Source organism: Streptomyces radiopugnans, assembly GCF_900110735.1.
Taxonomy (GTDB): Bacteria; Actinomycetota; Actinomycetes; order Streptomycetales; family Streptomycetaceae; genus Streptomyces; species Streptomyces radiopugnans.
In genome coordinates, this window is the sequence record NZ_FOET01000005.1 from 39,147 (window position 1) to 64,592 (window position 25,446).

Annotated in this window: 27 protein-coding genes and 1 pseudogene; 12 read left to right on the plus strand and 16 right to left on the minus strand. The window is 73.8% G+C overall.

Annotated features, from left to right (window positions below; genetic code table 11):
• Positions 1–291 precede the first annotated feature (291 nt).
• The 4 genes from BMY40_RS12430 (at position 292) to BMY40_RS29145 (ending at position 3,633) form a co-directional block, all read left to right on the plus strand.
• Positions 292–981, plus strand: a complete 690-nt coding sequence (locus BMY40_RS12430) for a response regulator (RefSeq protein WP_093658708.1) — start codon at positions 292–294, stop codon at positions 979–981.
• A gap of 199 nt (positions 982–1,180) precedes the next feature.
• Positions 1,181–2,548 (plus strand): cytochrome ubiquinol oxidase subunit I, encoded by a 1,368-nt coding sequence (locus tag BMY40_RS12435; RefSeq protein ID WP_245770042.1) that lies wholly within the window; start codon positions 1,181–1,183, stop codon positions 2,546–2,548.
• A 36-nt stretch (positions 2,549–2,584) separates the two neighbouring features.
• Positions 2,585–3,373 (plus strand): cytochrome d ubiquinol oxidase subunit II, encoded by a 789-nt coding sequence (locus BMY40_RS12440; protein ID WP_245770043.1) that lies wholly within the window; start codon positions 2,585–2,587, stop codon positions 3,371–3,373.
• 29 nt (positions 3,374–3,402) lie between these two features.
• A complete protein-coding gene (locus BMY40_RS29145) occupies positions 3,403–3,633 on the plus strand; it encodes a DUF5957 family protein (protein ID WP_425443108.1) in 231 nt (76 codons plus the stop codon).
• Here BMY40_RS29145 and BMY40_RS12450 read toward each other — a convergent pair.
• From BMY40_RS12450 to BMY40_RS12460, 3 genes are all read right to left on the minus strand, one after another.
• Complete coding sequence (locus BMY40_RS12450) at positions 3,530–4,771, minus strand: aminoglycoside phosphotransferase family protein (protein WP_093658713.1); 1,242 nt, start codon at positions 4,769–4,771, stop codon at positions 3,530–3,532. The genes BMY40_RS29145 and BMY40_RS12450 overlap by 104 nt on opposite strands.
• A gap of 160 nt (positions 4,772–4,931) precedes the next feature.
• Positions 4,932–5,624 (minus strand): HAD family hydrolase, encoded by a 693-nt coding sequence (locus BMY40_RS12455; protein ID WP_093658715.1) that lies wholly within the window; start codon positions 5,622–5,624, stop codon positions 4,932–4,934.
• Complete coding sequence (locus tag BMY40_RS12460; protein WP_245770044.1) at positions 5,625–6,458, minus strand: winged helix-turn-helix domain-containing protein; 834 nt, start codon at positions 6,456–6,458, stop codon at positions 5,625–5,627.
• 357 nt (positions 6,459–6,815) lie between these two features.
• On the opposite strand from BMY40_RS12460, the gene BMY40_RS28045 reads away from it, so the two are divergent.
• On the plus strand, positions 6,816–6,989 hold the full coding sequence (locus tag BMY40_RS28045; protein WP_177213983.1) for a hypothetical protein: 174 nt from the start codon (positions 6,816–6,818) through the stop codon (positions 6,987–6,989).
• 140 nt (positions 6,990–7,129) lie between these two features.
• On the opposite strand, the gene BMY40_RS12465 is transcribed toward BMY40_RS28045, so the two are convergent.
• The 3 genes from BMY40_RS12465 to BMY40_RS12475 are packed head-to-tail and all read right to left on the minus strand — an operon-like array spanning position 7,130 to position 10,266.
• Positions 7,130–8,389, minus strand: coding sequence for a GNAT family N-acetyltransferase (locus BMY40_RS12465; RefSeq protein WP_093659151.1), 1,260 nt, complete (start codon positions 8,387–8,389; stop codon positions 7,130–7,132).
• Positions 8,390–8,414: 25 nt separating this feature from the next.
• The gene (locus BMY40_RS12470) at positions 8,415–9,461 is read right to left on the minus strand and encodes an asparaginase (protein ID WP_093658719.1); all 1,047 of its coding nucleotides are present in this window, start codon (positions 9,459–9,461) and stop codon (positions 8,415–8,417) included.
• Between the two features lie 43 nt (positions 9,462–9,504).
• Entirely contained in the window at positions 9,505–10,266 is a 762-nt protein-coding gene (locus tag BMY40_RS12475) for an RsiG family protein (protein WP_093658721.1), read from the minus strand.
• Positions 10,267–10,455: 189 nt separating this feature from the next.
• Between BMY40_RS12475 and dtd the strand changes: the two genes are divergently transcribed.
• On the plus strand, positions 10,456–10,881 hold the full coding sequence (gene dtd, locus BMY40_RS12480) for a D-aminoacyl-tRNA deacylase (RefSeq protein ID WP_093659153.1): 426 nt from the start codon (positions 10,456–10,458) through the stop codon (positions 10,879–10,881).
• Between the two features lie 141 nt (positions 10,882–11,022).
• Here the strand turns inward: dtd and BMY40_RS12485 are convergent, their stop codons facing one another.
• The 5 genes from BMY40_RS12485 to BMY40_RS12505 form a co-directional block, all read right to left on the minus strand.
• Positions 11,023–11,994 carry a carbohydrate ABC transporter permease gene (locus BMY40_RS12485; RefSeq protein WP_093658723.1) on the minus strand — a complete coding sequence of 324 codons (972 nt, stop codon included), beginning with the start codon at positions 11,992–11,994 and terminating at the stop codon, positions 11,023–11,025.
• A complete protein-coding gene (locus BMY40_RS12490; RefSeq protein ID WP_093658725.1) occupies positions 11,991–13,403 on the minus strand; it encodes a carbohydrate ABC transporter permease in 1,413 nt (470 codons plus the stop codon). Before BMY40_RS12490 ends, BMY40_RS12485 begins: the two co-directional genes overlap by 4 nt.
• Positions 13,404–13,417: 14 nt before the next feature.
• On the minus strand, positions 13,418–14,758 hold the full coding sequence (locus BMY40_RS12495; protein WP_093658727.1) for an ABC transporter substrate-binding protein: 1,341 nt from the start codon (positions 14,756–14,758) through the stop codon (positions 13,418–13,420).
• A gap of 86 nt (positions 14,759–14,844) precedes the next feature.
• Positions 14,845–16,554 carry a glycoside hydrolase family 13 protein gene (locus BMY40_RS12500; RefSeq protein WP_093658729.1) on the minus strand — a complete coding sequence of 570 codons (1,710 nt, stop codon included), beginning with the start codon at positions 16,552–16,554 and terminating at the stop codon, positions 14,845–14,847.
• Positions 16,555–16,763: 209 nt separating this feature from the next.
• Positions 16,764–18,065, minus strand: coding sequence for an ABC transporter substrate-binding protein (locus tag BMY40_RS12505; protein ID WP_093658731.1), 1,302 nt, complete (start codon positions 18,063–18,065; stop codon positions 16,764–16,766).
• 196 nt (positions 18,066–18,261) lie between these two features.
• Between BMY40_RS12505 and BMY40_RS12510 the strand changes: the two genes are divergently transcribed.
• Genes BMY40_RS12510 through BMY40_RS12520 form a run of 3 tightly spaced genes read left to right on the plus strand, consistent with a single transcriptional unit; the run spans position 18,262 to position 21,959 of the window.
• Entirely contained in the window at positions 18,262–18,768 is a 507-nt protein-coding gene (locus tag BMY40_RS12510) for a PadR family transcriptional regulator (RefSeq protein ID WP_093658733.1), read from the plus strand.
• Entirely contained in the window at positions 18,765–19,565 is an 801-nt protein-coding gene (locus BMY40_RS12515; RefSeq protein WP_093658735.1) for an ABC transporter ATP-binding protein, read from the plus strand. Before BMY40_RS12510 ends, BMY40_RS12515 begins: the two co-directional genes overlap by 4 nt.
• A gap of 6 nt (positions 19,566–19,571) precedes the next feature.
• Positions 19,572–21,959 (plus strand): ABC transporter permease, encoded by a 2,388-nt coding sequence (locus tag BMY40_RS12520; RefSeq protein WP_093658737.1) that lies wholly within the window; start codon positions 19,572–19,574, stop codon positions 21,957–21,959.
• 123 nt (positions 21,960–22,082) lie between these two features.
• Here BMY40_RS12520 and BMY40_RS12525 read toward each other — a convergent pair whose 3' ends face one another.
• A complete protein-coding gene (locus BMY40_RS12525) occupies positions 22,083–22,805 on the minus strand; it encodes a S1 family peptidase (RefSeq protein WP_093658739.1) in 723 nt (240 codons plus the stop codon).
• A gap of 147 nt (positions 22,806–22,952) precedes the next feature.
• On the minus strand, positions 22,953–23,327 hold the full coding sequence (locus tag BMY40_RS12530; RefSeq protein WP_245770045.1) for a hypothetical protein: 375 nt from the start codon (positions 23,325–23,327) through the stop codon (positions 22,953–22,955).
• On the opposite strand from BMY40_RS12530, the pseudogene BMY40_RS28580 reads away from it, so the two are divergent.
• Both BMY40_RS28580 and BMY40_RS12540 read left to right on the plus strand, forming a co-directional pair.
• Positions 23,261–23,716: pseudogene (locus tag BMY40_RS28580) on the plus strand (Scr1 family TA system antitoxin-like transcriptional regulator); the annotation flags it as partial. The gene BMY40_RS12530 and the pseudogene BMY40_RS28580 sit on opposite strands and share 67 nt — an antisense overlap.
• A 46-nt stretch (positions 23,717–23,762) precedes the next feature.
• Positions 23,763–23,945 (plus strand): DUF397 domain-containing protein, encoded by a 183-nt coding sequence (locus tag BMY40_RS12540; protein ID WP_245770046.1) that lies wholly within the window; start codon positions 23,763–23,765, stop codon positions 23,943–23,945.
• Between the two features lie 88 nt (positions 23,946–24,033).
• On the opposite strand, the gene BMY40_RS12545 is transcribed toward BMY40_RS12540, so the two are convergent.
• Positions 24,034–24,288 carry a Txe/YoeB family addiction module toxin gene (locus BMY40_RS12545; RefSeq protein ID WP_093658745.1) on the minus strand — a complete coding sequence of 85 codons (255 nt, stop codon included), beginning with the start codon at positions 24,286–24,288 and terminating at the stop codon, positions 24,034–24,036.
• Complete coding sequence (locus BMY40_RS12550) at positions 24,285–24,545, minus strand: type II toxin-antitoxin system Phd/YefM family antitoxin (RefSeq protein WP_093659157.1); 261 nt, start codon at positions 24,543–24,545, stop codon at positions 24,285–24,287. Before BMY40_RS12550 ends, BMY40_RS12545 begins: the two co-directional genes overlap by 4 nt.
• A gap of 107 nt (positions 24,546–24,652) precedes the next feature.
• Here BMY40_RS12550 and BMY40_RS12555 point away from each other — a divergent pair, with 107 nt between their 5' ends.
• Positions 24,653–24,832 (plus strand): hypothetical protein, encoded by a 180-nt coding sequence (locus tag BMY40_RS12555; RefSeq protein WP_093658747.1) that lies wholly within the window; start codon positions 24,653–24,655, stop codon positions 24,830–24,832.
• Between the two features lie 383 nt (positions 24,833–25,215).
• On the opposite strand, the gene BMY40_RS12565 is transcribed toward BMY40_RS12555, so the two are convergent.
• Positions 25,216–25,437, minus strand: a complete 222-nt coding sequence (locus BMY40_RS12565) for a hypothetical protein (protein WP_093659159.1) — start codon at positions 25,435–25,437, stop codon at positions 25,216–25,218.
• Positions 25,438–25,446: the final 9 nt, after the last annotated feature.

The following is a 25,446-nucleotide window of genomic DNA, read 5'->3' on the forward strand; positions in this document are numbered from 1 at the left end:
CTACCGCGCGGCCCGTGGGGCCAGCAGGCCGCGGACGGATGGCCGGCGCCTCCCCCCGGCCGCGGTGTGCCGCGGGCGGACGGAGCGTCCCACTCCGGGCGGAGAGGGTGAATTCGGCCGTCGAGCACCTGCCTTTGTGCAATTGTGCGCCACCTGGGCGGGTGTGTGCCGCACCGGCGCGGCGGGCCACGACCGTACCCGATCTTGGGAGGACGTGTGGCAGGTTCCACAGCGTCTCCACACCCGGCGCGGGCGGCGGCCGGGCGGGGGCGGGCGGCATAGGCTCGTGCCATGGCCGCAGAGCACGACGGGCGACGGGTGCGCGTCATCCTCGCCGACGACCAGACCCTGGTGCGGGCGGGTTTCCGCTCCATCCTCGCCGACGAGGACGACATCGAGGTCGTCGGCGAGGCCGGGGACGGACTGCGGGCCGTCGAGCTGACGCGCGAGCTGCGGCCCGACGTGGTGCTGATGGACATCCGGATGCCCGGGCTGGACGGGCTGGAGGCCGCCCGGCGCATCGCCGCCGACGAGCGGCTCCCGGACACCAGGGTGGTCATCCTGACCACCTTCGACGTGGACGACTACGTGTACGGGGCGCTGCGCGCGGGCGCCTCCGGCTTCCTGCTCAAGGACACCGAGCCGATGGAGCTGCTGCACGCGGTGCGGGTCGTGGCGCGCGGCGACGCGCTGATCGCCCCCGCGGTGACCCGCCGGCTGATCGCGGAGTTCGCCGGGCGGGCGCGGCAGCCGGACCCGTCGCCCCGCCTCGGGGCGCTCACCGGGCGGGAGCGTGAGGTCATGACCCTGGTGGGCGAGGGCCTGTCCAACGACGAGATCGCCCGCCGCCTGGTGCTCAGCCCGGCCACCGCCAAGACGCACGTCAGCCGGATCATGACCAAGCTCGGCGTACGCGACAGGGCGCAGCTGGTGATCCTGGCGTACGAGTCGGGGATGATCACGCCGGGCTGGCTGGGTTAGGGACCGGCCCGGACGGGAGCCGGACGGAGCGGGGACGGGGGCGCGGGGAGACGGCGGCTGCGGGGATCCCTTAGGGGGAACGCGCCCGCGGACGCAACCCGGGTGGTACGTCCGCGCGCCCGGCCGCGCCCGGTGCCGTACCCGAGGTGTCCGCCACGGGCCGATGCGCCGGGGCGCACCGTTCGCCGACGGTGGTGGCGTGGACGGAACCGGAGCACTCGACCTGGCGCGGTGGCAGTTCGCCCTCACCGCCGCCGCGCACTTCCTGTTCGTCTCGCTGACGCTGGGCCTGGCCACCGTGGTGACCGCCGTCCAGACGTGGGCGGTGCTGCGGCGCGGGAGCGGCGGGGACGGCGGGCGGGACGCGGCCGTGCGCGCGCGCATGGTGCGCTTCTGGGGCCAGCTCTACGTCGTCAACTACGCGGTCGGGATCGTCACCGGCATCGCCATGGAGTTCCAGTTCGGGCTGGCCTGGAGCGGGCTCGGGCACTACGCGGGCGATGTCCTCGGCGCCTCGCTGGCGATGGAGACGATCGTCGCGTTCTTCGTCGAGTCCACCTTCCTGGGTCTGTGGATCTTCGGCTGGAACCGTTTCGGACCGCGCCTGCACTGCGCCCTGCTGTGGGTGGTCACCGGCACCGCCTACCTGTCGGCCTACTGGATCCTGGTCGCCAACGGCTTCCTCAACCACCCCGTGGGGTACACCAGGACGGCGCACGGCATCGAACTGGCCGACGCCCCCGCCGTCCTGGCCAACCCCAGCACGCTGCTCGCCTTCGGGCACATCGCGGGCGGGGCGCTGCTGACGGCGGCGTTCTTCGTCGCCGGGATCAGCGCGTACCACCTCCGCCGGCGCGGCACGTCCCGTCCGTCCGGGGCCGACACCGAACTGTTCCGCAGGTCGCTGCGGATCGGGGTCTTCCTCGCGCCGCCCGCGCTGCTGTGGACGGCGGCGTCCGGCGGCCTCCAGCTCTCCGCGATCGCCGGCCACCAGCCGATGAAGAGCGCGGTGTGGCGGGCGGAGACGGCCGAGATCGCGCGGCTCCAGGCGGAGCTGGTGGAGCGTTTCGGCCCGGGCGACTACGTCCCCTCCCAGGGGCTGGTGCGCGGCGCCGCGCTGCTGATGCTCGGCGCGTTCGCGCTGATGCTGTACGCCTCGGCCGGCTCGGCGCTGCTGGCCTGCTTCCGCCGGGCCGTGCTCCGCTTCCGGGGCTGGCACGTGCTGCTGATGGCGCTGGTGCCGCTGCCGTACGTGGCGATGACGGCGGGCTGGGTCTTCCGGGAGGCCGGACGGCAGCCGTGGGTGGTCTACGGGCTGCTGCGGACCGAGGACGCGCTCTCGGACGTGTCGGCCGGCGGGATGCGGGTCTCGCTGGCCGTCTTCACCACGCTCTTCGCGCTGCTGCTGGCCGTCAACTGGTGGCTGCTGCTGCGCACGGCCCGCCGGGGCCCCGGCGCCGTCGCGCTCGGGGGGCTCGGGGAGCCGGGTGAGGACGAGCGGGACGAGCGGACACCGGGGGACGGGCCGCCCGCCGGACGCGACATCGGCCCCGTCCCCGCGTACTGAGCCGTACCGAGAGCCGTACCGAGAGCGGAGACCGCCGTGGAGATCGCCGTGGAGACCCTCGCCGCCGCCCTGCTGGGCCTGTTCACCGCCGGCTACCTCGTGCTCGGCGGCGCCGACCTCGGCGTCTGCATGCTCCTGCCCCACCTGGGGCGCGACGCGGACGAGCGGCGGACCGTCCTGGCCGCCATCGCCCCCTTCTTCCTGGGCAACGAGGTGTGGCTGATCGCCGCCGCCGGGGTGTTCGTCGGCTGCTTCCCGGCGCTGGAGGGTGAGGTGTTCACCGGTCAGTCCGCCGTCCTCGTCCCCCTGCTGGCCGGATGGATCGTGCGGGACGCGGGCCTGTGGTGGCGCGGACGCGCCCCGTGGCGCGCCTGGCGGGCGCTCTGCGACGGCATGGTCGTGGCCGGGAGCTGGACGGCTGCCCTCGCCTGGGGATGGCTGCTGGCCGGACTGCTCACCGGCGACCCCGCCGAACCGGCCGCGGGCCCGGCCACCGTCCTCACCTCGCTGGGCGTGGCCGCGCTCTTCGCCGTCCACGGGTCGGCCTTCGCCGCGCTGCGGCTGACCGGTGGCCTCCGCCGCCGCGCCCGGCTGCCCGCGGGCCGTGCCGGCGAGCGCTCCACCTTCGCCCTGACCGCCCTGGCCATGGCCGTGCTGCCGCTCGCCGCGGGGGTACGGCTGCCCCTGGCCGAGTCGGCGGCCGGCGGCCAGGTGCTCGGCCTGCTGGTGCCTGCGGTGCTGGCGGTCGTACCGCTGCCGGTGGCCGCCCAGGTGTGGCTGTGGCTGACCTTCCGGGGCCGGGTCACCGGCCCCTCGTACCTGTGAACACCCCGATCCGAGAGAGCGAGAAGACCGTGAAGCACGTACTCGCCGCACTCGCCGGCCTCGTCGCCGGCTTCCTCCTGGGCGAGCTGGCCGCCGTGGCGATCGGCCTCACCGCCGAGGCCGTCCTCGGCGCCTCGATGCCCTTCGCGCTCAAGCTCATGCCCCTCTACCTGGCGGCGGCCGGAGCCGTCGCGGGCCCGTACCTCCTCGGCCGGAAGGCCCGCCGGAGGCGGGGAGGGAGGCCGGAGGGGAGCCGGTGACACCGGCCGCCCGCCCGCCGGGACGGGAGGCTCCCGCCCCCGCCGCGGCGCGTACCGCCGGGGCGGGGGCAGGGGCAGAGGCGGGGCGGCCCGGGCGGGGCTTCACGCGGCCGGGCGCCGTGTGCGCCGTGTGCGCCGCGTATGCCGCCTCGACCTCCCCCCTGCCGGGCACCCTGGCCATCCCCAGGGCGTCCGCGGCACGCTCCAGGACGCCGTGCACGGTCCCGGCGACCCTGCTCAGCCGCTCGCCGTACTCGGCCGGGCCCGCGCCGGCGAGCCACCGGGCCTGGCGGACGACGTCCGTGTACACCGACTGGGCCCTCTTGTAGGCGAGGTAGCGGGGCAGGTCCTGCCCGGCCGCGGCCCCCGCACCGGGCAGTACGGCTTCCACCGTCGTGCGCCAGCGTTCGACGACCTCGCCCTCCTGCGACGGCGGGTAGCCCATCAGGTACAGATGGGTGGCCAGGTCGTAGAGCGGGTCGCCGAGCATGGCCAGCTCCCAGTCGATGGTCCACAGCAGGCCCGATCCGTCGACGATCAGGTTCGCCCGGTGCAGATCGCCGTGGAGCAGGCAGAACGGCCGCGGCGTCAGCTTCCCGGCCTCGGACCACAGCCGCGACGTCCGGCCGAGGGCGCGCGGCGGGACGCCCAGCCGGTCGAAGAGCCGGCCGTACTCGGGGCGCCGGGCGCGGTAGGCGCGTCTGCGGGTGAACCGGATGAGGCCGCGCAGGAACTTCGAGCTGCGCGGCGAGGCGACGCGTTCCCGGCGAGAGCACCGGCGCGCCGCGGTGACGGCCTCGGGGCGTACGCGGGCCAGTTCCGAGAAGCGCCGCAGGATCTGCGCGAGGTGCTCCTCGGCCACGGCCTCCCCGGTGGGGGAGACCTCGGACAGCGTCCTTCCCGCGATGAAGTCCTGGACCGCCGGGCCTCCGGCGCCCACCGGGCGGGCCGACGGGACGCGGGACACGCCGTGCCGGCCGAGTTCGGCCAGCAGGTCCTCCTCGGAGCGGAAGCAGCGCCGGTCGAACCAGAGGACCTCGTCGCGGGGTTCGGCGAGTTTGACCCATCCGCGGCCTCCGGGCCCGGGGACCACGTGCCAGATGCGGTGGTGTCCCTGGAAGGTGGAGGGGTGTGCCATCGACGCGGTTCCGGAGTCCTTCGGTCGTGCGGACCGGCCCGCCGGGGACGGGACGGTGCAGGGCTGTGCGGTGCGGTGCGGGGGACGGGAGGCGGGGAAGGCGAAGACTACTCCGCGGACCGCGGGGGGATGCGCCCGTGCCCGGACCCCGCACACCCCCTCACCCGAAGGTGGGGGTCCGTACCGCGGTCAGTACGTCCTGGAGCGATGTGACGACGTGCGAGGCGCCCGCCTCGCGCAGCTGCTCCGCCTTTCCCCCGTTCCGGGCGTACCCCAGGAAGCGGACGCCCGCCGCCCCGGCGGCGAGCAGGTCCACGGGGCTGTCGCCGATCATCAGAGCGCGCTCGGGTCGCGTTCCGGTGGACTCAAGGGCGCGGTGCAGGCAGTCGGGATGCGGTTTGAGCAGCCGGGTGTCCGGCCGGCGGCCGTGGATGTGGCCGGAAAAGTACGGTGCGAGGCGCCGGCCGGTCAGATAGAGCTCGGCCGCACGGGCCGAGTTGTTGGTGGTGACGGCCAGCCGCCGCCCGGTGGCCGCCAGGGTCTGGACGAGCGGGTCGGCGTACGGGGTGGGGCGGGCGACCGCGGCGGCCCGCATCTCCTCCTCGGTGAGGGCCCGTTCCAGCAGGGCGGCGAGTTCGCCGCCGGGCCGGGCGGCGGCGACGGTGCGCAGGACGACCTGCGGATCGCCGGTGGAGCGGGCCTCCTCGCCGAGGAGCCGCTCCTGCCCGTGTTCGGCGACCAGATCGCGCATGCGCTGGGCTATCCCGGCGGACGGATGACCCGAGAAGAGCCGGCACACCGGTCCGTCGAAGTCGAAGAGGACGCACTCGGCCGAGCTGATGAGGTCATACATCTAACCGAGTGTCAGGGGTTGGGCAATGCTTGACCAGAGCGACTCGAACCACCGCCGTGTCTCGTCCACGAACGCCGTGCCGTGCTCGCCGTGGAGATCGGGGCCCGAGGCGTGGCGGAAGAGCTTGGCCCTGATCCCCATCACGTCGTGGATCTCCATCTCCTCGCCCCGGTAGGGCACCTTGTGTCGCATCACCTGGTAGTAGCCGAAGAGGGCCTCGGTGCCGTTGAGCAGGTACACCTTGTGGGTCGGGGTGATGGGCACGGTGCGGAACTCCACCGAGACCTCCGGCACCAGATCGCGCACCTTGAGGGTCTCCAGCTGCCTGCGCAGGGCGTCCGCGAAGGTGTGGGTCAGTTCGTGCAGCCGCTCCAGGGGGCGCTTGTCGTTCCCCTCCGGGTCCGAGACCGGGCGGGGGAGCGCCAGATCGGCCTCGGTGCCGGGCAGCAGCACCCGTGCCGTGATCGACCGGGGGGAGAGTTCACCGCTGCTGATGGCGATCGTCGCGTGCGCCAGGGCGGTGTTGAGGGTCTCGGTGGTCAGGGAGAAGACGTCGATGGTGACGTGCTCGGCGCGGAAGGCCTCGTGGAGCCGGTCGGCCAGCTCGATGTCGGCCTTGCGGGGGGCCTCGTGCCCGCGGGCGTGCTCGGCGACCGAGGGCGGGGCGCCGCGGCCGGTGCCGGTGAGCAGGCCCTCGCGCCGGAGGGTGTCGATGGCCTGGCGGACGGCCGTGCGGTTGGTGTCGAACTCGACGGCCAGCTCTTGCTGGGTGGGCAGGCGGGAGCCGGGGCGGAGGGTGCCGGAGAGGATGCGGGCGCGCAGGGCGTCTGCCACACGATCACGCGATGAGGGATGCGTTCCGTTTGTGGCGGTGCTGTCGTGGCTCACGCTGTGACCGTACAACTTCTGGCCATTGAGCGGGAGTTGGCCGCGAACCGTTTTGAAATTTCATCCGGATGGGAAGAAGTTAAGCAAGTTGGAGACCAACTTGAGAAAGTTGTAAGAGCCGCAATCCAGTTGGTCGCAAGGTCCTCGCCGAAAGGTACTCGCCAGGAGCGCGCCGTCGCGCGCCCGGCGGCGCAGGGCGTGGCCTCGGCCTCAGCACTCTTCACCCGTCGAGCCTGCCGACACCCGTCGAGCCTGCCGACACCCGTCGCCCGTTCCGACGAGCCTTCCGGAGGAGGGACCGCCATGCCCGTCTACGCTCTCGCGCTCGCCGCCCTCGAACAGCTGGTGGAGTCCCACCTCGGACTGGCCGGGGTGTTCGGCCTGGTCATGCTGACCATCGGCTACCGGGAGGGGAACACCACCTGCGGTTGCATCGGCGCCGTGGTGCTGACCCTGCTGGTGCTGCCGGCGGCGTAGCACCGCACGGCCGAACGCCCGTCCCTCCGCCGCCGTGAACCCACGCCCCGGCGGCGGAGGGGCGGGGCGGCACCCCGGGAGCGCGCCTGCGGAAGCGCGCCCGCGCGAGCGTGCCTGCGCAGCGCGCCCGGCGGGCGCCGTCAGAAGACGTCCGGTGACCAGGGCCGGCGGCCCGTGCGCAGCAGGGCGTCCGCCAGGGCCGCCGCACCGGGACGCTCCTCGGTCAGCTGCCCCAGCTCCCGCAGCCGCGAGGCGGACTCGTCCCCCAGGTACATCGAGCTCAGCGCGCCCACCCCCATCGAGAGGTCGGCCGAGCGCGTGGTGGGCGCGCAGGTGGCGCCCTCGGGGGAGGCGTCCAGCAGGAAGCGCCCCCCGGCGATGCCCATCGGATCCTCCAGCTCCAGCACCAGCGTGCCGGAGACCGGGTACGTACGGGTTCGGAGCAGCGCCGGGACGTCCAGCGGGCGCAGCCACAGGAAGTCCGCGTGGGAGGTGATCCGGGCGGCGCGCGGGTTCGGCAGCAGCCGGGGGAGGAGGGAGTCGGGGGCGCGCCGGCGGCAGTGGACGGTGGCGACCCAGTCCATGGAGAGCAGGAAGTGCCACAGGGCCCGCTCGGCGGCGGCGTCGGCGGCGATCAGATCGCGGACGCGGGCGTTCAGGCGCGGCGCCTCGTTCTCCCAGTTGTCGTCGGCGGTGTACGTCAGCAGCCCCTGCACCCGGCCCGCGGCGTCGCGGTACACGGCGGTGAAGGACGGCGGGAAGCCGCTGCCGGGCCAGTCGATCGCACCGGTGCTCAGCTTCCACCAGCGCTCGGTGCGGTCGGTCATGCCCTGCCGGTCGGGCAGCGCGCGCACCCGTTCGTGCAGCTCGGCGCCCAGGACGCGCGCCTGGGCGGGCTCCACCAGATCGATCCGGGCGCCCTCCTCCTCCGGGCGCGACCAGCGCGGGTCCAGCCCGGCGCGGGCGGCGTCCACGGTCCAGTCGGTCGACCAGGTGGCCGGGCCGTAGCCGTAGCGGCCGTAGATCGGGTACTCGGCGGAGTCCAGCGTGGAGCAGACGTCCCCGCGCTCGCGTCCGTCGGCCAGCGCGTTGCGCATCATCCGCGTCAGCAGCCCGCGCCGGCGGTGGGTGGGCAGGGCGGAGACGTTGGTGACGGCCAGGGAGTCCACCGCCGCGCCGCCGGGCACGGTCAGCCGCTGCGGCAGCGTGCGGAAGGTGGCGACGCAGCGGCCGTCCTCGAACGCCCCCTGGGTGCGGTCGAGTTCGATTCCGCCGCGCCGGGCGGCCAGCTCCTCGGCGGTGAGTTCCGAGGAGTTCAGGAAACCCGCTCGCAGAGCGCGCACCCAGCCCGGGTACTCGTCCTCGGCGATGGTGCGGATGTCAGGGGCGTTCGAGTCCATGGCGGTCACGTTAGGACCACCCGCCTCAGAACGTCGCGCGGATTTCACCCACCCGCCGCCCCCCGCCCAGCAGCGGGGAGTCGCCGATCTCCGCCAGCACCGGGGACTCCACGCCCATCCGCGCGAGCGTCCGGGCCAGGACCGGGCCGAGCGCCCGCAGCCCGCCGTCGTCGATCTTGATCGCCAGCGCGCGGCCGTCGGGCAGGGCCACCGCCTGGACCGCCTCGGCGCCCACCTTCGCCAGCGCGCCCGGCACCCCGCGCATCAGCCGGGTGTCCTCGCGCCGGGTGCCCGCCACGTACTCGGGGTGGGCCCGCATGGCGTCGGCGACCCGGCGCTCGGGCGTGCCGGGCGCGGCCAGCACGAAGGAGCGGAAGGCACGGGCCAGACCGGTGAGGGATATCGCCATCAGCGGAGCGCCGCAGCCGTCGGTGCCGGTGTGCGCGACCGGCTCGCCCGCCGCCGCCTCGATCCGCTCGCGCACCAGCACCTGGAGGGGGTGGCCGGGGTCGAGGTAGTCGGCGCCGGACCAGCCGTTCACCCGGCAGGCGGCGAGCATGGCGGCGTGCTTGCCCGAGCAGTTCATGGCGGTGCGGGAGGGCAGCGAGCCCGCCGCCAGGAACCGGTCGGCCTCCTCGCGGTCCAGCGGCAGGTCGGGCGGGCAGCCCAGGTCGTCCTCGGTCATCCCGTGCTCCGCGAGCACGGTGCGCACCAGCTCCAGGTGGAAGGGCTCGCCGGAGTGGCTGGCGGCGGCCAGCGCCAGCCGCTCGCCCGACAGCTCCAGACCCGCGTGCAGCACGGCCGCCGCCTGCATCGGCTTGTTGGACGAGCGGGGGTAGACCGGCGCGGCCACCTCGCCCAGCGACCACTCCACGCCGCCGTCCGGGCCGAGCACGACCACGGAGCCGCGGTGGTGCCCCTCGGTGAACCCCGAGCGCACGACCTCGGCGAGGACCGGGAGCTCCGCGGAGGGCCGTGCTCCGGTCGCTGCTCCGGTCTGCGCGCCGGAGGGCGTGCCGGTCTGCGTGCCGGGAGCGGGGGCGTTCGCGGGCGGGGTGGTGCTGGCGGACATGGGCGGCCTTCCCTGGGTGTAGGGGGGACGACCGCCTCCGGGGTCAGGGCAGCAGGTCGTCCACGTGTGCTTCGCCCTCACGGTACCTGCGCGCGATCTCGGCGCTGCACCCGTTCGCCGTCCGCTGGAGCGCCCGGCGGCGCCGGGAGATCCGGTGCTCGTGCCGGCCCAGCCGCGCCATGGCGGCGTGCAGCTCGGCGTCGGTGCGGGCGGCGAGGTCGGACAGCTCCACCTCGGCGAGCACCTCCTCGGCCAGCCGCCGGTACTCCTCGCTGCGCGGGGTGCGCAGCGTCACATGGCGGGCCGAGCGCGCGGGGCCCCGGCCGGGCGGGGGAGCGTCGGCGAGGATCTCCGCCAGCCGGTCGATCAGGGGTACGTCCGCGGCGCTGCGGCGGGCCAGCTCGGCGCGGAGGATGTCGACACGGCCCTGGACCAGCCGCCGCACATAGCTGAGGTCGGCCTCCTCCTGCTGCGCCTGGCGGCGCAGCTCGCGGAGCTGGGGCAGGCGCAGAGCGGTCAGCTCCGGCGGCTCGGCGTCGTGCGGGACCGCCGGGGTCGCGTCGTCCGTGTCGTCCGCGCCGTTCGCACCGGTGGTGCCGTCCGTGCCGATGGTGCCGTCCGCACCGGGAGGCGGTCCGGCCGAAGCGGCCCCGGCGGCCCTCGCGGCGCCGGCCGGAACGGTCTCCGCGGCACCCGCCGAGGCGGCGGAGGCGGTCGTGGACGCGGCCGTGGACGCTGTCGTGGAGGCGGCCTCGCGGGCCGTCGGTACGGCTCCGGGCGTCCGCCCGGTTCCGGCAGTGCTCATCTTCTGTCTGCCCCTCATCCCCTTCGCCGTGGATCACAACGAGGTCCACGGCCCGTCACGGATACGCCGCAGGCCACCGTGCGCACCGTGCTGCACGCATCGTGCCACCACGGGCACCCTCCGTGCAGTCCGGGCCACCCGTCCGGCGGCGGTCGGCGGGCGCACGACCGGGGCGGCATGATGGTCGGCATGCGAGCTGTGGTGCAGAGGGTCGGCGGCGCGAAGGTCGTCGTCGGGGGAGAGACCGTCGGCGAGATCACCGGGGAGGGCCTGTGCGTGCTGGTCGGGGTGACCCATGACGACACCCCCGAGAAGGCGGACCGGCTCGCGCGCAAACTGTGGGGCCTGCGGATCCTGGAAGGCGAGAGGTCCTGCTCGGACACCGGCGCCCCCCTGCTGGTCGTCAGCCAGTTCACCCTCTACGGCGACGCCCGCAAGGGACGCCGTCCCACCTGGCAGGCGGCCGCCCCCGGCCCGGTGGCCGAGCCCCTGGTCGAGGAGGTGTGCACCAGGCTGGGGGCGCTGGGGGCGCGGGTGGAGACGGGCCGCTTCGGGGCGAAGATGGAGGTCTCGCTCACGAACGACGGCCCGTTCACGGTGCTGCTGGAGGTCTGAGGGCCCGTCCCGCGGTTCCGTGCGGGTCCGCACGGAACCGCGGGACGGGCGCCCGGGCCCTGCCGCCCCCCGTGACGGCGGCAGGGACCGCTCACCCCCCCCCGCTCACCCCCCCCGCTCACAACCCCCCGGCCCTTACGGTCACTTCACCGATCCCGCCATGACGCCCTGCACGAAGTGCTTCTGGAAGGCGAAGAACACCACGAGCGGAACGGCCAGCGACAGGAAGGCGCCGGGCGCGAGGATCTCGATGTTGCTGCCGAACTGCCGCATCTCCGACTGGAGCGCGACGGTCAGCGGCTGCGAGTCGCTGTCGGCGAAGATCAGTGCGACCAGCATGTCGTTCCACACCCACAGGAACTGGAAGATGGCCAGGCTCGCGATCGCGGGCCTGCCCACCGGCAGGACGAGCCGCGTGAAGATCCGCCACTCCCCGCCGCCGTCCATCCGCGCGGCCTCCAGCATCTCCCGCGGGATCTCCGCGAAGTAGTTGCGCAGCAGGAAGATCGCGAACGGCAGTCCGTAGGCGACGTGGAAGAGGACCACGCCGGGGATCGTGCCGAACAGCCCGACCGCGCCCAGCATCTCGGCCACCGGCAGCAGACCGACCTGGACCGGCACCACCAGCAGCCCGACGACCACCAGGAAGATCCAGTCGCGGCCGGGGAACTCCAGCCAGGCGAAGGCGTATCCGGCCAGCGCGGCGACCACCACCACGGCGACGGTGGTGGGCACCGAGATCAGCACGGTGTTCCAGAACGCCTGGGTGATACCGGAATCCGCCAGCAGGGCCGTGTAGTTGTCGGCCGACAGCTGGCCCGGCTCGGTCAGCGCCGTCCACCAGCCGCTGGCGGAGTTGGCCTCCTCCGACCGCAGCGAGGACAGGAACAGCCCCAGCGCGGGGGTGATCCACACCAGCGCGACGACGACCAGGAACGCCTGGACCGCGCCCCTGCCCAGCCAGGTGCCGATCCGCGCGCCGGCGGGCCGCCGCGCCCGGCCCGTGCGCGGGGGGTGGTGCCCGGCCCCCGCGGCTGCCGCCGCAGCCGCGGGAGCCGGAGCCTGTGCCGCCGCTCCCTTTTCGACGGTGCCGTCGACGGTGCCGTGGGTCATGACTGGCTCCTGCGGAAGCGTCGGATGTTGAAGACCATGGCCGGGACCACCAGGAGCAGCAGCAGGACGCCGATGGCGCTGCCCAGCCCCTGGTTGTTGCCGCCGCCGAAGGACACCAGCCACATCTGCATGGCCAGCACGTTGGCGTCCTGGAGCACCGGGCCCGGGGCGATGATGTAGACGAGGTCGAAGACCTTCATCACGTTGATCACCAGCGTCACGAAGACCACGGTCAGCACGGGCGCGAGCAGCGGAACGGTGATCCTGCGGAAGATCTGCCACTCGTTCGCGCCGTCCATCCGCGCGGCCTCCAGCACGTCCCGGGGCATCGCGGCCAGCCCGGCGCCGATCAGCACCATCGAGAAGCCGGTCCAGATCCACAGGTACGCGCCGATGATCGCCGGGGTGACCAGGGCGGGGCCGAGCCAGGAGATCCCGCCGTAGGGCTCGGCGAAGTTGGACGCCGGCAGCCGCAGGGCGTACGAGCCGCCCTCCAGTCCGGTGATGCGGAACGAGCCGTCGGCGGCGGTGGTGGCCTCGCCCACCGTCTTCCCGTCGCGCACCGCCTGGACGGTCATCCCGGGCAGTCCGCGCTCGCCGGAGTCGATCCGGCCCGGCTCGCCGCCCCCGCCGGGGGTGAAGTCCAGGTAGACGGTCCCGGCGAGCGCGCCGTCCCCGGCTCCGGGGGAGCCCTCGGGCCCGGCGGCGGGCTTCGCGTCGGAGGGCACCTCCTTCGGCGGCACGCCGACGATGCCGAGCGAGGCGGTGCTGCCCGGAGCCAGGTCCGCGGCGGTGCCGTAGGAGCCGTCCTCGCCCTTGGCCAGAGGATTCGGGCCGGCGTCCTCCCGGGCCCGGGCGCCCGGGTAGGCGGGGCGGTCGGCGAAGACGTCGTGGACACCGACGGCGACCGCGTTGAGGACGCCGCGGTCGGGGTCCTGCTCGTAGGTGATGCGGAAGATGATCCCGGCGGCGAGGAAGGAGATCGCCATCGGCATGAACATCAGCAGCTTGAACGCGGTCGCCCAGCGCACCTTCTCGGTGAGCACGGCCAGGATCAGGCCCAGGCCGGTCAGCAGGGCCGGGGCGACCACGACCCAGATCGCGGTGTTGCGGACGGCCTTGAGCGTGGTCGGGTCGCGGAACATCTCGACGTAGTTGTCCGCGCCGACGAACCGGGTGCCGGAGGCGTCGAAGAGGCTGCGGCCGACGGAGAACAGGATCGGGTACGCGACCAGCGCGCCGAGCAGCAGCAGCGCGGGCAGCAGGAAGGCGGCGGCGACGGTCCTGCGGCGGCGCGTCGCGCGCCTGCGCGGGTCGTCGCCCCGGGCCGGCGCCCCCTGCCTGGGGGAGGCGCCGGCCGGGGTGCCGCCCGCTTCCGCGGGCGGCACGGCGGGGGCTGTGGCGGACATCGGTGCTCTTCGCCTCAGCTCTTCTTCCAGGCCTTGGCCGCGGCGGCCTCCAGCTTCTTCGCGGTGCCCTCCGGGTCGGAGGGGTCGCGCAGGAAGTCCTGCAGGAGCTTCCACTCGCCGGCGCCCTGGGTGCCGCCGAAGGCGGCCGGGGCCTGGTCGGACATGTCGAACCGCACGCCGTCACCGGCCTCCACCAGGGACTGGGCGATCTGCCGGGTGGTCTCGTCCTGGTAGGCGTCCAGGTTCAGGGCCTCGTTGGGGGAGATGAAGCCGCCGGCTCCGGCCCACACCTCGGCGGCCTCCGGGGTGGCCAGGAACTCCACGAACTTCATCCCGGCGTCGGCGTTCTTCCCGTCCTTGAGGACGACCGCCGCGTCACCGCCGCCGACCACCGGCGGCTCGCCGCCGTCCACGGCCGGGAAGGGGAAGAACTTGGCCTCCTCGCCGACCTTCTTGCCGAACTGCCCGCTGATCAGGCCCGCGACGAAATCGCCCTCGTAGACCATGCCCGCCTTCGGGTCGTCGCCGAAGACCTTCTCGACGGACTCGGGGAAGTCCGTGCGCAGCGCGCCCGCGCCGCCGCCCTCCACCAGCTCCTTGTCGCCGAAGAGTTCGCCGAGGGTGGTCAGGGCCTTGACGACGGACGGGTCGGTCCAGGGGATCTCGTGGGCGGCGAGCTTGTCGTACATCTCCGGGCCCGCCTGGGAGAGGTAGACGTTCTCGAACCAGTCGGTGAGCGGCCAGCCCGCCTCGCCCGCCACGGAGAAGGCCGCGACGCCGGAGTCGGAGAGGGTCCGGCCGGCCTTCAGCATCCCCTCGTAGTCCTTCGGCGGGGTCACGCCGGCCTGCTCCAGGGCCTCGGGGCTGTACCAGACGGTCGACTTGTTGGACGCCTTGAAGTACAGGCCGTAGAAGACGTCGCCGACCGTTCCGTACTCCTTCCACACCGGGGCGAAGTAGTCGCGCGCCCGGTCGTCGGCGGTCTTCGACAGCGGCTTGAGCCAGCCCTTCTCGGCGAACTGCTCGAGCACGCCGACCTGCGGGACCATCACCACGTCCGGCGCGTTGCCGCCCTGGATCTTGGAGCCGACGACGGTGGAGACGTTGTCGCCGGTGGAGACGAACTTCATCTCGGCGCCGGTCTTCTCGGTGAAGGCGTCCATCACCTTCTGGAAGTTCTTCTGCTCCACGCCGGTCCACACCCCGGCGACCGTGACCGTCTCGCCCTTCAGCTCCTGGCCGCCCTTGTCGCTCGCGGTGGTGGACTCGCCGCCGCAGGCGGACGCGGTCAGTGCGAGGACGAGCGCCGTCGCCGTGGCGGTCGCGGTGCGTCTGGCGGTGCTGGCTGTGTTCATGGACGTCCCTCTCGGGGTCGGCCGGCCCGGGGGCCGGAGGGCGGATGGGGTGGGGAGGTTCGGTGGAGCCACGGAAGCCCCGGTGGTCAGGGGGCGGCGGACGGTGCGGGGTCGGCGACCCACCAGGCGGCGGTGGAGCCGGGGAGCGTCCCGTCCGGGCACTCGCCGCTGGCCAGCAGGGGAGTGCCGGGCGCCGGGGCGGGCACGGGCGAGGTGCCGAAGTTGACCGCGCAGACCAGCCCGTCGCCGCGTTCGAAGGCCAGGACCTGCGGCGGCGCGTCCAGCCAGCGCAGCGTCCCCTCGCCGAGCTGGGGCAGGTCGCGCCGCAACTGGAGTCCGTCGCGGTACAGGTGCCAGAACGAGCGGGTGTCGGCCAGCGCCCGGTCGGTGGCGTGCTCGGCGAACCACTCGGGCTGCGGCAGCCACGGGCGGGCCTCCTCCGCGCCCGAGGTGAAGCCGAAGGGCGAGGCGTGGCCGGACCACGGCAGCGGTACGCGGCAGCCGTCGCGGATCCGGCTGCGGCTGCCGGTGCGGCGGAAGATGGGGTCGGTGAGCACCTCGTCGGGCAGGTCCACCACCTCGGGCAGGCCCAGCTCCTCGCCCTGGTAGACGTAGGCGGCGCCGGGCAGCGCCAGCATCAGCAGCGCGGCGGCGCGGGCACGTGCGGCGCCCAGGCCGGGGTTCCCCGGCCCGCCGCCCTCGCCCGCGTACCGGGTGACGGTCCTGACCTGGTCGTGGTTGTTGAGCACCCAGGTGACGGTGGATCCGGTGCCCGCGATGTCCCGCAGGGCCTCGTCGATGACCCGGCGGAAGGCCTCCGCGTCCCAGGGCGCGCTCAGCAGGTGGAAGAAGAACGCCTGGTGCAGCTCGTCGGGCCGCACGTACTTGGCGTGTTCGCGGGCGGTGGGCACCGACACCTCGCCCACCAGCAGCCGGTCGCGGCCGTCGCGGTCGGCGTACTCGTCGCACAGCGCTCTCCAGCGGCGCCACACGCCGTGCACCTCGGGCTGGTTCCAGGCCAGCGGGTTGACCGAGTCGCGGGTGCGCTCGTCGGCCTCCGGGTCGGGGGAGTCGGGCAGTTCGGGGTGCTTGAACAGGCCGGCGGCGACGTCGACGCGGAAGCCGTCCACGCCCCGGTCCAGCCAGAACCGCAGCACCCGGTCGAAGTGCTCGGCGACGGCGGGGTCGCGCCAGTTGAGGTCGGGCTGCTCGGGCGTGAACAGGTGCAGGTACCACTGGCCGGGTTCGCCGCCGGGCTCGGTGACGCGGGACCAGGCCGGGCCGCCGAACATCGCACGCCAGTTGTTGGGCGGCAGCTCGCCCCTCTCGCCGCGGCCGTCGGCGAAGTGGAAGAGGGCGCGGTGCGGGCCGCCCGGCCCCTCGGCCAGCGCGGCGCGGAACCAGGGGTGCTCGCTGGAGCAGTGGTTGGGGACGATGTCGAGGACGACCTTCAGGCCCAGGCGGTGGGCGGCGGCCACGAGGCGGTCGAACTCCTCCAGGTCGCCGTAGACCGGGTCCACGTCCAGGTAGTCGGCGACGTCGTAGCCGTGGTCGTGCTGCGGGGAGGGGTAGACGGGGCTGAGCCAGATGCCGTCCACGCCCAGCTTCCGCAGGTACGGCAGTCCGGCGCGGACGCCGGCCAGGTCGCCGATGCCGTCGCCGGTGCTGTCCAGGAAGCTGCGGACGTAGACCTGGTAGACCACCGCGTCCCGCCACCAGCGCCGGGGCTCGCCGGAGGCGGAAGCGGGCCGCGCGGGGCGGGGCGAGACGCCTTGTTCGGTCGTGGCTGTGAGCATCTCTCGTGATCCCGTTCCTGCTCGCAGAGCACATGGTTCGTGAGCCGCCGTTATGCATGCATGTTATGTACGGGTGTCATCGAGGTGTCAACGCGTAGTTGAAAAGCCGCCCTTGTATACCCTGGTATGTCTGTGCAAGGGGCGTGGAGGGAGGCTGTTCAATACCTAACGGGTAAGCAGGGAGAGAGGGTGTGACGCCCGCGAGCGGATCAGTCCTCGCCGGCGGGACCGGCGCCCCGGCGGACGGGTTCGGCGCCCTCGCGCGCGACGGACCGCAGCTCGCGCGCCAGCCGCGCGACCGCCTGACGCGGGGTCTGCCGCCCCGCCATCGCGTCGTGCACCACCGCCTGCACCACCAGGCTCACCTGGTCGTAGCGCGGGCTCTTGGGACGCGGCTCGGCCGCCAGCACGCTCTCGCGCAGGGTGGGCAGATAGGGGAAGTCGCGCACCAGCTCCGGGTCGGAGTACAGCGACGCCCGCACCGGCGGCAGCGCCCCCTCGGTGAGCACCCGGCGCTGCACCTGCTCACCGGTCAGGTACGCGATCAGATCGGCCGCCGTCTCCGGGTGCCGGGAACGGGAGTTGACCGCCAGGTTGGAACCGCCCAGCACGCTGACGCCCGGACCGTCCGGACCGGGCAGCGGCACCGCCCCGAACCTCCCGGCCACCTTCGACCCCTCGCCGCCCGCCAGCGCGTACACGTACGGCCAGTTGCGCAGGAACAGCAGCCGCCCGTCCTGGAACGCCTGCCGCGACTCCTCCTCCTTCCAGGTCAGCGACTCCTCGGGGATCCAGCCCTCGCGCACCCCGTCGGCCAGGAAGCGCAGCCCCTCGACGGTCGCCTCGGAGTCGGCGGTCACCGTCGCGCCCTCGTCGCCGAGGAGCGAGCCGCCCGCCGAGCGCACCGCCTCGGTGGCGTTGGCCGTGAGCCCCTCGTACGGCAGGAACTGGCCCGCGTAGCCGTCCAGCCCGTGCCGGGGGGCCACCTCCCGCGCCAGCCGCTCCAGCTCGGACCAGGTGCGCGGCGGCCGCTCGCCCTCCTTCGCCAGCACGTCCGCGCGGTAGTACAGCAGCCCGGCGTTGGTCACGTACGGCACCGCGTACAGCCGCCCGCCGAAGGTGGCGGTGTCCACCACCGGCGGCAGGAAGGCGTCCAGCGGGAAGCGGCCGGGGTCCACCGGGGCGATCCAGCCCGCCGCCGCGAACTCCGAGGTCCAGGCCACGTCGATGTTGAGCACGTCGAAGCGGGAGCTGCCCGAGCGCAGGCCGGTGACCATCTGGGCGCGGGTCTCGTCGGCGGAGTCCGGCAGCTCCACCAGGGTGGCCTTCTCGTCCGGGCGCGCGCGGTTCCAGTCGTCGAGCACCGGGTCGAGGTAGTCGGTCAGATCGCCGGCGGTGACCAGGGTGACGGGACCGCGCCCTCCGCCGGCCGGCGAGCCCAGTCCGGCGTAACCCGCCAGCACGACGGCGGCGGCCAGGAGCCCCCTTCCCGCGGCCCGCGTCCACCGCATAGGTCCCTCCCCAGCGCACCGGTCGTGCGCGGCCTCGCCATCGAGCACCGGACGCCCATATATACCCGTTGGGCATGGGCGATACTAGACGCCGAACGACAGACAGCCGGCGCACCGCCGTCCGGGCCGCCGCCGCCCGGACGGGCCGCCGGCCAGGCGCCGGCCCGGCACGGGACGGGGAGGAAGGAGTGCGCGCGTGCGTCTGCCGCTCCTGGCCCTCCTCGCGTCCGGTCCCGCCCACGGATACGAGCTCAAACAGGCCCTTGAGAAGCTGCTGGGCGCCGCGTACCCTCAGCCGAACGTCGGGCAGATCTACGTCACGCTGGGCAGGCTGGAGAAGTCGGGGCTGATCGAGGGCGAGGACGTCGCCCAGTCCACCCGGCCCAACAAGCGGATCTACCGGCTCACCGACGCGGGGCGCGAGGCGGTGCGGGCCTGGTTCGAGGAGCCGACCGACGAACCCCGGGTGCGCGACGAGTTCTTCATGAAGCTCGCGATCGCCCCGCAGACCGGTCTGGCCGACCAGATCGCGCTGATCAACAAGCAGCGCCGCCAGTACCTCAACACCATGCGCGAGCTGTCCCGGCTCGCCGCGGCCGAGGACCGGGACAACCGGGTGGCGCAACTGCTGATCGAGGGCGCGATGCTGCACCTCCAGGCCGACCTCGACTGGCTGGAACGCTGTCAGGAGGAGTTGGAATGAGCCTTTCCGAGGCGCCGGCCGGTACGGGCCCCACCGCACCGGCGGACGCGCCCCCTCTCGTACGGGCCGAGGGCCTGGTCAAGACCCACCACGGCGAGGGCGCCCCGGCCAGGGCGGTGCGGGGCGTGGACCTGACCGTCTCGCGCGGCGAGTTCGTCGCCGTCACCGGCCCGTCCGGCGCGGGCAAGTCCACCCTGCTCCACCTGCTCGGCGGGCTCCAGAAGCCGGACGCCGGCAGCATCTGGTTCGACGGCACCTGCCTGGACTCCTACGGCGAGTCCCAGTGGGCGGTGCTGCGCCGCCGCCGCATCGGCATCGTCTTCCAGTTCTTCAACCTCGTCTCCAACCTCACCGTCGCCGACAACGTCGAACTGCCCGCCCTGCTGGCGGGCAGCAGCCCGAAGGGGGCCCGCGCCGACCGCGCCGAGCTCCTTGCCGAACTCGGTCTGGAGGGCAAGGAGCGCAGCATGCCCGGCGAGCTGTCCGGCGGCGAGCAGCAGCGCGTCGCCCTGGCCCGCGCCCTGGTCAACCACCCCGACCTGCTGCTGGCCGACGAGCCGGCCGGCAGCCTCGACAGCCGGGGCACCCGCGAGGTGCTGCGCCTGCTCTCCCGCTTCCACGGGCGCGGCCAGACCATCGTGATGGTCACCCACGACGCCCGCATGGCCAGCGCCGCCGACCGCGTGATCAGCTTCTTCGACGGCCGCATAGCCGACGACGCCGCCCTGGACGCGGACGCCCCGGGCCTGCGGCGGCGCGGCAAGGGCGTGTCCGGCGTACTGGAACTGAAGGACTGAGACGACGTGCGCGCCACCCTGCGCTGGGCCCACGCCGACCTGCGGGCGCACCGCGGTGAGGCGCTGTTCACCGTCCTGGCCACGGCCGGGATCATCGCCTCCCTCCTGCTCGCCGGCGCCCTGTTCTCCTACACGGCCGACCCCTGGCAGCGGGTCTTCACCCAGTCCGAGGGCGCGCACGTGTGGATCCACACCCGCGACGGCGCCGAGCCGGAGGAACTGCGCGACCTGGAGGGCGTCGCGGGCCTGTCCGGCCCCTTCCGCACCGCCCGCACCACCGTGGAGCTGGGCGGCGCGCGGGCGAGCGCGGAGCTGCGCGCCACCGGGCCCGAGCCGCCCGAGGTGGGACGCCCGCTGGTCACCGACGGACGCTGGCAGGCGGCCGGCGCGGCCGACGAGATCGTCCTGGAGGGTTCCCTCGCCCGCGCCCTGTGGGCCGAACCCGGCGACACCCTCACCGCACGAGGGGCGCGCGGCACCGAGCACACGCTGCGCGTCGTGGGCGTCGCCGACACCGCCGAACCCCGCTACACCCCCGGCGACACACCCGGTATCGGCTGGCTGCCGGACGAGGCCCTGGACAGGCTCCAGCCCGACCCCGAACGCACCGGGCAGACCGTCGGACTGCGCCTGGCGGACCCCGACGACACCGACTTCATGGTCCAGCGCGCCGTCACCGCCCTCGGCGCCGACCAGGTCTCGGAGGTCACCCGCTGGCAGCAGGCCCGCGCCGACGCCGAGGGCGAGGGGCGCCTCCTCGGCCTGCTCCTGGCCCTCTTCGGGCTCGGCGCGCTGCTCGCCGCCGCCCTGGCGGTCGCCGGGGCGATCAGCACCCGCGTCCACGGCCACCTGCGCGACATCTCCGTGCTGAAGGCCATCGGCTTCACCCCAGCCCAGGTCGTCCGCGTCTTCCTCGTCCAGCACCTGGGCTTCGCCTTTCTCGGCGCCGCCTGCGGAGCGGCCGTCACCGAACTGCTGGGCGCGCGCGTCCCCGGCCGCATCGGCGAGGCGGTGGACGTGTGGCGGCAACTGCCCGGCCACACCTGGACGGTGCTGGCCACCACCGCCGCCGCCGTCCTCTTCATCGCCACCGCCACCTCGCTGGCCGCCTGGCGCGCCGGCCGGGTGCCGCCCGTGCCGGTGGCCCGTACGGCGGTGCCGCGCGGACTGGGCCCGCTGACCCTGCCGGAGCGGCGCGCCCTGGGCCGGGACGCGCCGCCCGCCCTCGTCCTCGGCTGGCGCGGCGCGTTCCCCGGCCGGACCCGTTCGCTGGCCGCCGTCGGGCGCCTGGCCGTGCCGCTGGCGATGATCACCGCGGCACTGGGCGCCTGGGCCACCGTGGACCGCTTCCACGAACGCCCGGAGGAGATCGGCCTGCCCGCCGCCCTGACCGTGCGCGACGGCTCCCCGGACGACTCCGGTTCCTCCGGCTCGCCCGGCTCGCCCGGGAGCGCGGCCTCCGGGGCCTCCGAGGCCGAGCGCCACGCCGGCACCGAGCGGTTGCTGGCCGCACACCCCGACGTCACCGCCGTCCACCCCGGCACGGAGGTCGAGGCCCTCGTCCCCGGCCAGACCGCCACCATCACCCTGCGCGGCCTGGGCACCGACGCCGACCCCTACCCCTTCGCCCTCGCCGAGGGCCGCCTGCCCGACGGCCCGGACGAGGCCGTCGCCGGACAGGGACTGCTCGACCTGCTGGACGTACGCGTCGGCGACTGGGTGCGCATGACCGTCCAGGGCCGCCCGCAGATCCTCCACATCACCGGCCGCTCCATCGAACCCGAGGACGGCGGCCGGGTGATCTCCACCTCCCTGGACAACCTCGACCTGGGCGACGGCTCGGGCACGACCGCGCCCGACCTCCACCACCTCGTCCTGCGCGACGGCGCCGACGCCGGGGAGGTCGGCGCCGAACTGGCCGCCTCCTCCGGCGGTCGGCTGGAGGTCCGCGAGGCGGTCAACCCCGCCGACGGGCTGGCCGGCGTACGCGGCGTCATCGCCGGACTGATCGCCGTACTCGCCCTGATCGGCCTGACCGAGCTGTCCACCGTCCTCGGCGCCCGCGTCCGCGACCGGGGACGCGATCTGCTCGCGCTCAAGGCCATCGGCCTGACCCCGCGCCAGATAGCGGGCGTGATCACCGTCTCCACCGCCTTCACCGCACTGGCCGCCGCCGTCGCCGGCACCGTGCTGGGGACCGCCGCCGGCCGCTGGCTGATCGACGCGCAGGGCCGCTCCAGCGGCATCGGCGCGGGCATAGCCCAGTCCCCGCCCCCCGGAGCGCTGCTGCTGGTGATCGCCGCGGCCGTGGTGGGCGCGGTCGCGGTCTCGGCCGTCCCCGCCGCCCGCGCCTCCCGCCGCCGCATCGCCGACACGCTCAGCGAGACGCTCTGACCGCCCGGGCGTGACCGGCCGGGTCCGACCGCCCGGAACCGGAAACGGGTCCTCCCCGTTCCGCCTCGGCGGAACGGGGAGGACCCGGAGGAAGAGACTGCCGTGAGAACGGACCGCGCGGGATCAGACGCCCGCGATCGACTGGATCCAGGAGCGGTAGGCGGTCACGTTGGTGTAGGCCGTGGTGGTCTGCCGGTCGCTGGTGGACGCGACACCGACCTGGACGCCATTGGCCATCATCGGGCCGCCGGAGTCGCCGCCCGCGGTGATGCCGTCGCCGCGGCGGGCGCAGATCGCCGAGCCGGAGTAGGCGTCACGGCAGCCGCCGGTCACGATCACGTTCGCGACCTTCAGGTACTGCGACTGGCAGTTGGCCTCGGAGCCGCAGCGGGAGGTCGCGCCCCAGCCGTAGACCTGCACGGTCTGGTTCACCGAAACCGAACCCGGCTGGCCCAGGCGGGCGTAGGTCGCCGAGACGGAGCGGTCCAGGCGGACCAGCGACAGGTCCGAGGAGGAGTGGTTGTAGATCTGGGTGCCGTTGGCGACGGTGCCGCCGCTGTGCTGGTTGAGGCTGCCGATGCGGAACGACAGCCCGCCTCCGCTGACGCAGTGCCTGGCGGTGAGGATCCAGGTCGGCGCGATGATCGTCGCGGAGCACGTCTCACGGCCGTTGGAGAACAGCCGGGCGGCCCAGGGTGCGTTCTGCGCGTAGCCGCCGCCGATGATCGGCTGCGGGCCGCCGCTGCCGGGCGCCTCCTTGGCGGACGCGGCGGGGGCCAGCACGAAGAGGGAGAGAACGGCGGCCATGGCCGCGATCAGAGCGGGGACGAGCCTGGTTATTCGCAAGGGGTGCCTCGCTTCCGGATACACGCGGTGGTTCGCGTGTGGCCTGTGGGGGAGGCACCAGGATTCCCGTAAGCGGAACGGGCTGGGTACTACCACTTGGCCATAGCACGGTGTTATGGCCCGGGCCTTCGGAAACCCGAGGAGGGCTCAGAGGCGGATTTGCCGCCCGCAGTCGCGGCAGCGGACCCTGCCGCCGAGCCTCCCGATCCGCCGGTGCCCGCACGTGCCGGTCCCCGTTCCGCTGTCTGTGCCGCCCGTTCCGTCCGGCGGCTCGTCCCGGCCGTGGGACTGGAGGCGCACCATGTGGTCCAGTTCCGCGATGCACGGGCCGCACGCGTACACGTCACCGGCCGCACCGGGCGTACGCACCGAGCCGATCCACAGCACCCGTACGCCCTCGCGGCGGCAGTACAGCCAACAGCCGCCCGTGGTCCAGCCGTTGGCGTCGTCGGTGCGTGCCGGCAGCGGCCACCCGTCGCGCCACGGGCGCTCGACGGCCGGAGAGAACGGAGGCAGCGTCACACCGCACCCCGCCCGGTGTCCTGCCCGGCGCCCCTCTTGGCGCCCCGCTCGATGAAGGCCGCCAACTCCCGTGCCACCGGCGCGGAGCACTCGCCGAGAACCACCATCGCGTAACCGGCCGCCCCGCTCAGTTCAGAGCGATTCTCGACGAGGCCGTTCTGCGCCGCCCATTGCCGGACACCACGGCATGGCGCGAGCAGTTGAAGTACCTGGTCGATACGGCAGGACTGTGGAACGTGATACTGCAAGTGCTTCCGTTTCGCGCCGGATCGCGCGAACTGAGCCACACGGACACGACGTTCCTGCGACTCCTGGACGGCAGGACCGTCGCCTGGGTGGAGACCGCCTACAGCGGGGAGTTGATCGAGGAAGCGGACCGGGCCGAAGAACTTCAGGTCGGTTACGATCGGCTGCGAGACCACGCCCTGTCCCCGTGTGACACGGTGGCGCAGGTCCAGCTACAGCAACCTCAACGGGGGCGACTGCGTCGAGGTCGCCGACAACCTCCGCGGCGCCGTCCCCGTGCGCGACAGCAAGCACCCGCACGGCCCGGCCCTCGCCCCGGACGCCTGGGCGTCGTTCGTTACAGCCGTCAAGGGCGACCGGCTCGCCGGCTGAGCCGGACCGGCAGACGCTGCCGGCGGGAGTGCCCCAAGGGACGGAAGTGGCAGACCACGCTGGACCGCCGCGGCCTTCACGTCCGAGCTCAATAGTGGTAGCGGGCCTGGACCACGATCAGTTCATCGCCTCTGACCCGGTAGACGAGCCGGTGTTCATCGTCGATCCTCCGCGACCAGTAACCGCTGAGGTCCCCCTTGAGCGGTTCCGGTTTGCCGATGCCCCCGAAGGGGTCTCGCTTGCTCTCCTCGATGAGCCGGTTGACGCGTCTGGTCATACGGCGATCCGTCTCGGACCAGTGGACGTAGTCGGCCCATCCGTGCTCGGTGAACACGATCCTCACTCGGCGTCGTCGGCCTCGATCAGCTCGCGGGGCGAGACCCGGCCTTCTTCGGCCTCCGCGATCGACTCGGCCAGACGGCGGGCGTTCGCGGGCGAGCGCAGGAGGTAGATCGTCTCCTGCCAGGAGGCGAAGTCCTCCTCCGACAGCAGCACGGCGTTCCCGTTGCGCGACGTGATGTGCACGGGAGCACGGTCGTTGTTGACCTGCTCGATCAGCGGGAACAGGTTCCTGCGAGCCTCGCTGGCGGTGATGGACACGGTCACCCCTCCCTTCGAGTGGTACAAGAAACGGTACCACTCGCTATCGTGTGGGGCCAGCCACGCCTTCCATGAGTCGCCGGAGACGGTCCTTTCGCGTTACGGCGGTGGTGGGCGCGGTGCGCGCGGTGGCCGCCTGCGGGTTCGACTGGATCGTGCTCAGCCTGGCCGTCCTGGTATTCGGTCTGCTGGACCTCACCGCGGCAGGGAAGACATGGACCGTGGTGCAGACGGTCCCGGTGGGCGTCTTCGCGGTGCTTCAGGCCGGGTTCGGGCCGGGGCGCTGACCGCCGTCAGCGGCGGGACGCGCCCCGCCTGGCCTCGCGGGCACGGGAGGGGCCGCGTCGGCGGCGCGCGGGGCCCGAGGGCCGCTTCCGGTCGCTCCGGTCGCCGGTGTCCGCGCCGGCGCCTTCGTCCGCAGCGGAGGCGTCGGCGTCGAACGGCGGCTCTCCGAGGTCCATGGCGTCGTCGAAGTCCGGGAGGTCCCCGAAGTCCGGTGCCTGGAAGGGGTTCCGGGCCGGGGGCTGCGACGCCGCCCTGGGGGCCGAGGGCACGGGGTCGGGCGCGGAGAACAGCTCGGTGGTGTCGATGGGGAGATCTGCCTCTCGGGGCGGAAACGTGGTGTGGGGGGAGACGGCCGGCCGCCGTACGGCGGCCGTGCGCGGCGGCCTCAGAGAGCGCTCAGCTTGAGGTACGGGCTGAGGATCCGCACCTGCTTCGACCCGAAGTCGACGAGCACCGCGATCCCGTCCTCGACGGAGACGATACGGCCGAGGCCGTATGTGTCGTGGGTGACCCGCTCACCCTCGGCGAAGTACTTGTCGGGCGGTGCTACCGGGGCTTTGAAGGGGCTGGTGGGCAGGTGGCGCCGGGCTACGGCCGATTTTGTCATTAACGCCAG

Bases quoted from the DNA above. Each gene is read 5' to 3' on its own strand.
- BMY40_RS12515 (WP_093658735.1), top strand. From the start codon at position 18,765: ATGAGCCTTTCCGAGGCGCCGGCCGGTACGGGCCCCACCGCACCGGCG.
- BMY40_RS12430 (WP_093658708.1), top strand. From the start codon at position 292: ATGGCCGCAGAGCACGACGGGCGACGGGTGCGCGTCATCCTCGCCGAC.
- BMY40_RS28045 (WP_177213983.1), top strand. From the start codon at position 6,816: ATGCCCGTCTACGCTCTCGCGCTCGCCGCCCTCGAACAGCTGGTGGAG.
- BMY40_RS12500 (WP_093658729.1), bottom strand. From the start codon at position 16,554: ATGCTCACAGCCACGACCGAACAAGGCGTCTCGCCCCGCCCCGCGCGG.
- BMY40_RS12470 (WP_093658719.1), bottom strand. From the start codon at position 9,461: ATGTCCGCCAGCACCACCCCGCCCGCGAACGCCCCCGCTCCCGGCACG.
- BMY40_RS12495 (WP_093658727.1), bottom strand. From the start codon at position 14,758: ATGAACACAGCCAGCACCGCCAGACGCACCGCGACCGCCACGGCGACG.
- BMY40_RS12475 (WP_093658721.1), bottom strand. From the start codon at position 10,266: ATGAGCACTGCCGGAACCGGGCGGACGCCCGGAGCCGTACCGACGGCC.
- BMY40_RS12505 (WP_093658731.1), bottom strand. From the start codon at position 18,065: ATGCGGTGGACGCGGGCCGCGGGAAGGGGGCTCCTGGCCGCCGCCGTC.
- dtd (WP_093659153.1), top strand. From the start codon at position 10,456: ATGCGAGCTGTGGTGCAGAGGGTCGGCGGCGCGAAGGTCGTCGTCGGG.
- BMY40_RS12455 (WP_093658715.1), bottom strand. From the start codon at position 5,624: ATGTATGACCTCATCAGCTCGGCCGAGTGCGTCCTCTTCGACTTCGAC.
- BMY40_RS12485 (WP_093658723.1), bottom strand. From the start codon at position 11,994: ATGACCCACGGCACCGTCGACGGCACCGTCGAAAAGGGAGCGGCGGCA.
- BMY40_RS12490 (WP_093658725.1), bottom strand. From the start codon at position 13,403: ATGTCCGCCACAGCCCCCGCCGTGCCGCCCGCGGAAGCGGGCGGCACC.
- BMY40_RS12565 (WP_093659159.1), bottom strand. From the start codon at position 25,437: ATGACAAAATCGGCCGTAGCCCGGCGCCACCTGCCCACCAGCCCCTTC.
- BMY40_RS12450 (WP_093658713.1), bottom strand. From the start codon at position 4,771: ATGGCACACCCCTCCACCTTCCAGGGACACCACCGCATCTGGCACGTG.
- BMY40_RS12465 (WP_093659151.1), bottom strand. From the start codon at position 8,389: ATGGACTCGAACGCCCCTGACATCCGCACCATCGCCGAGGACGAGTAC.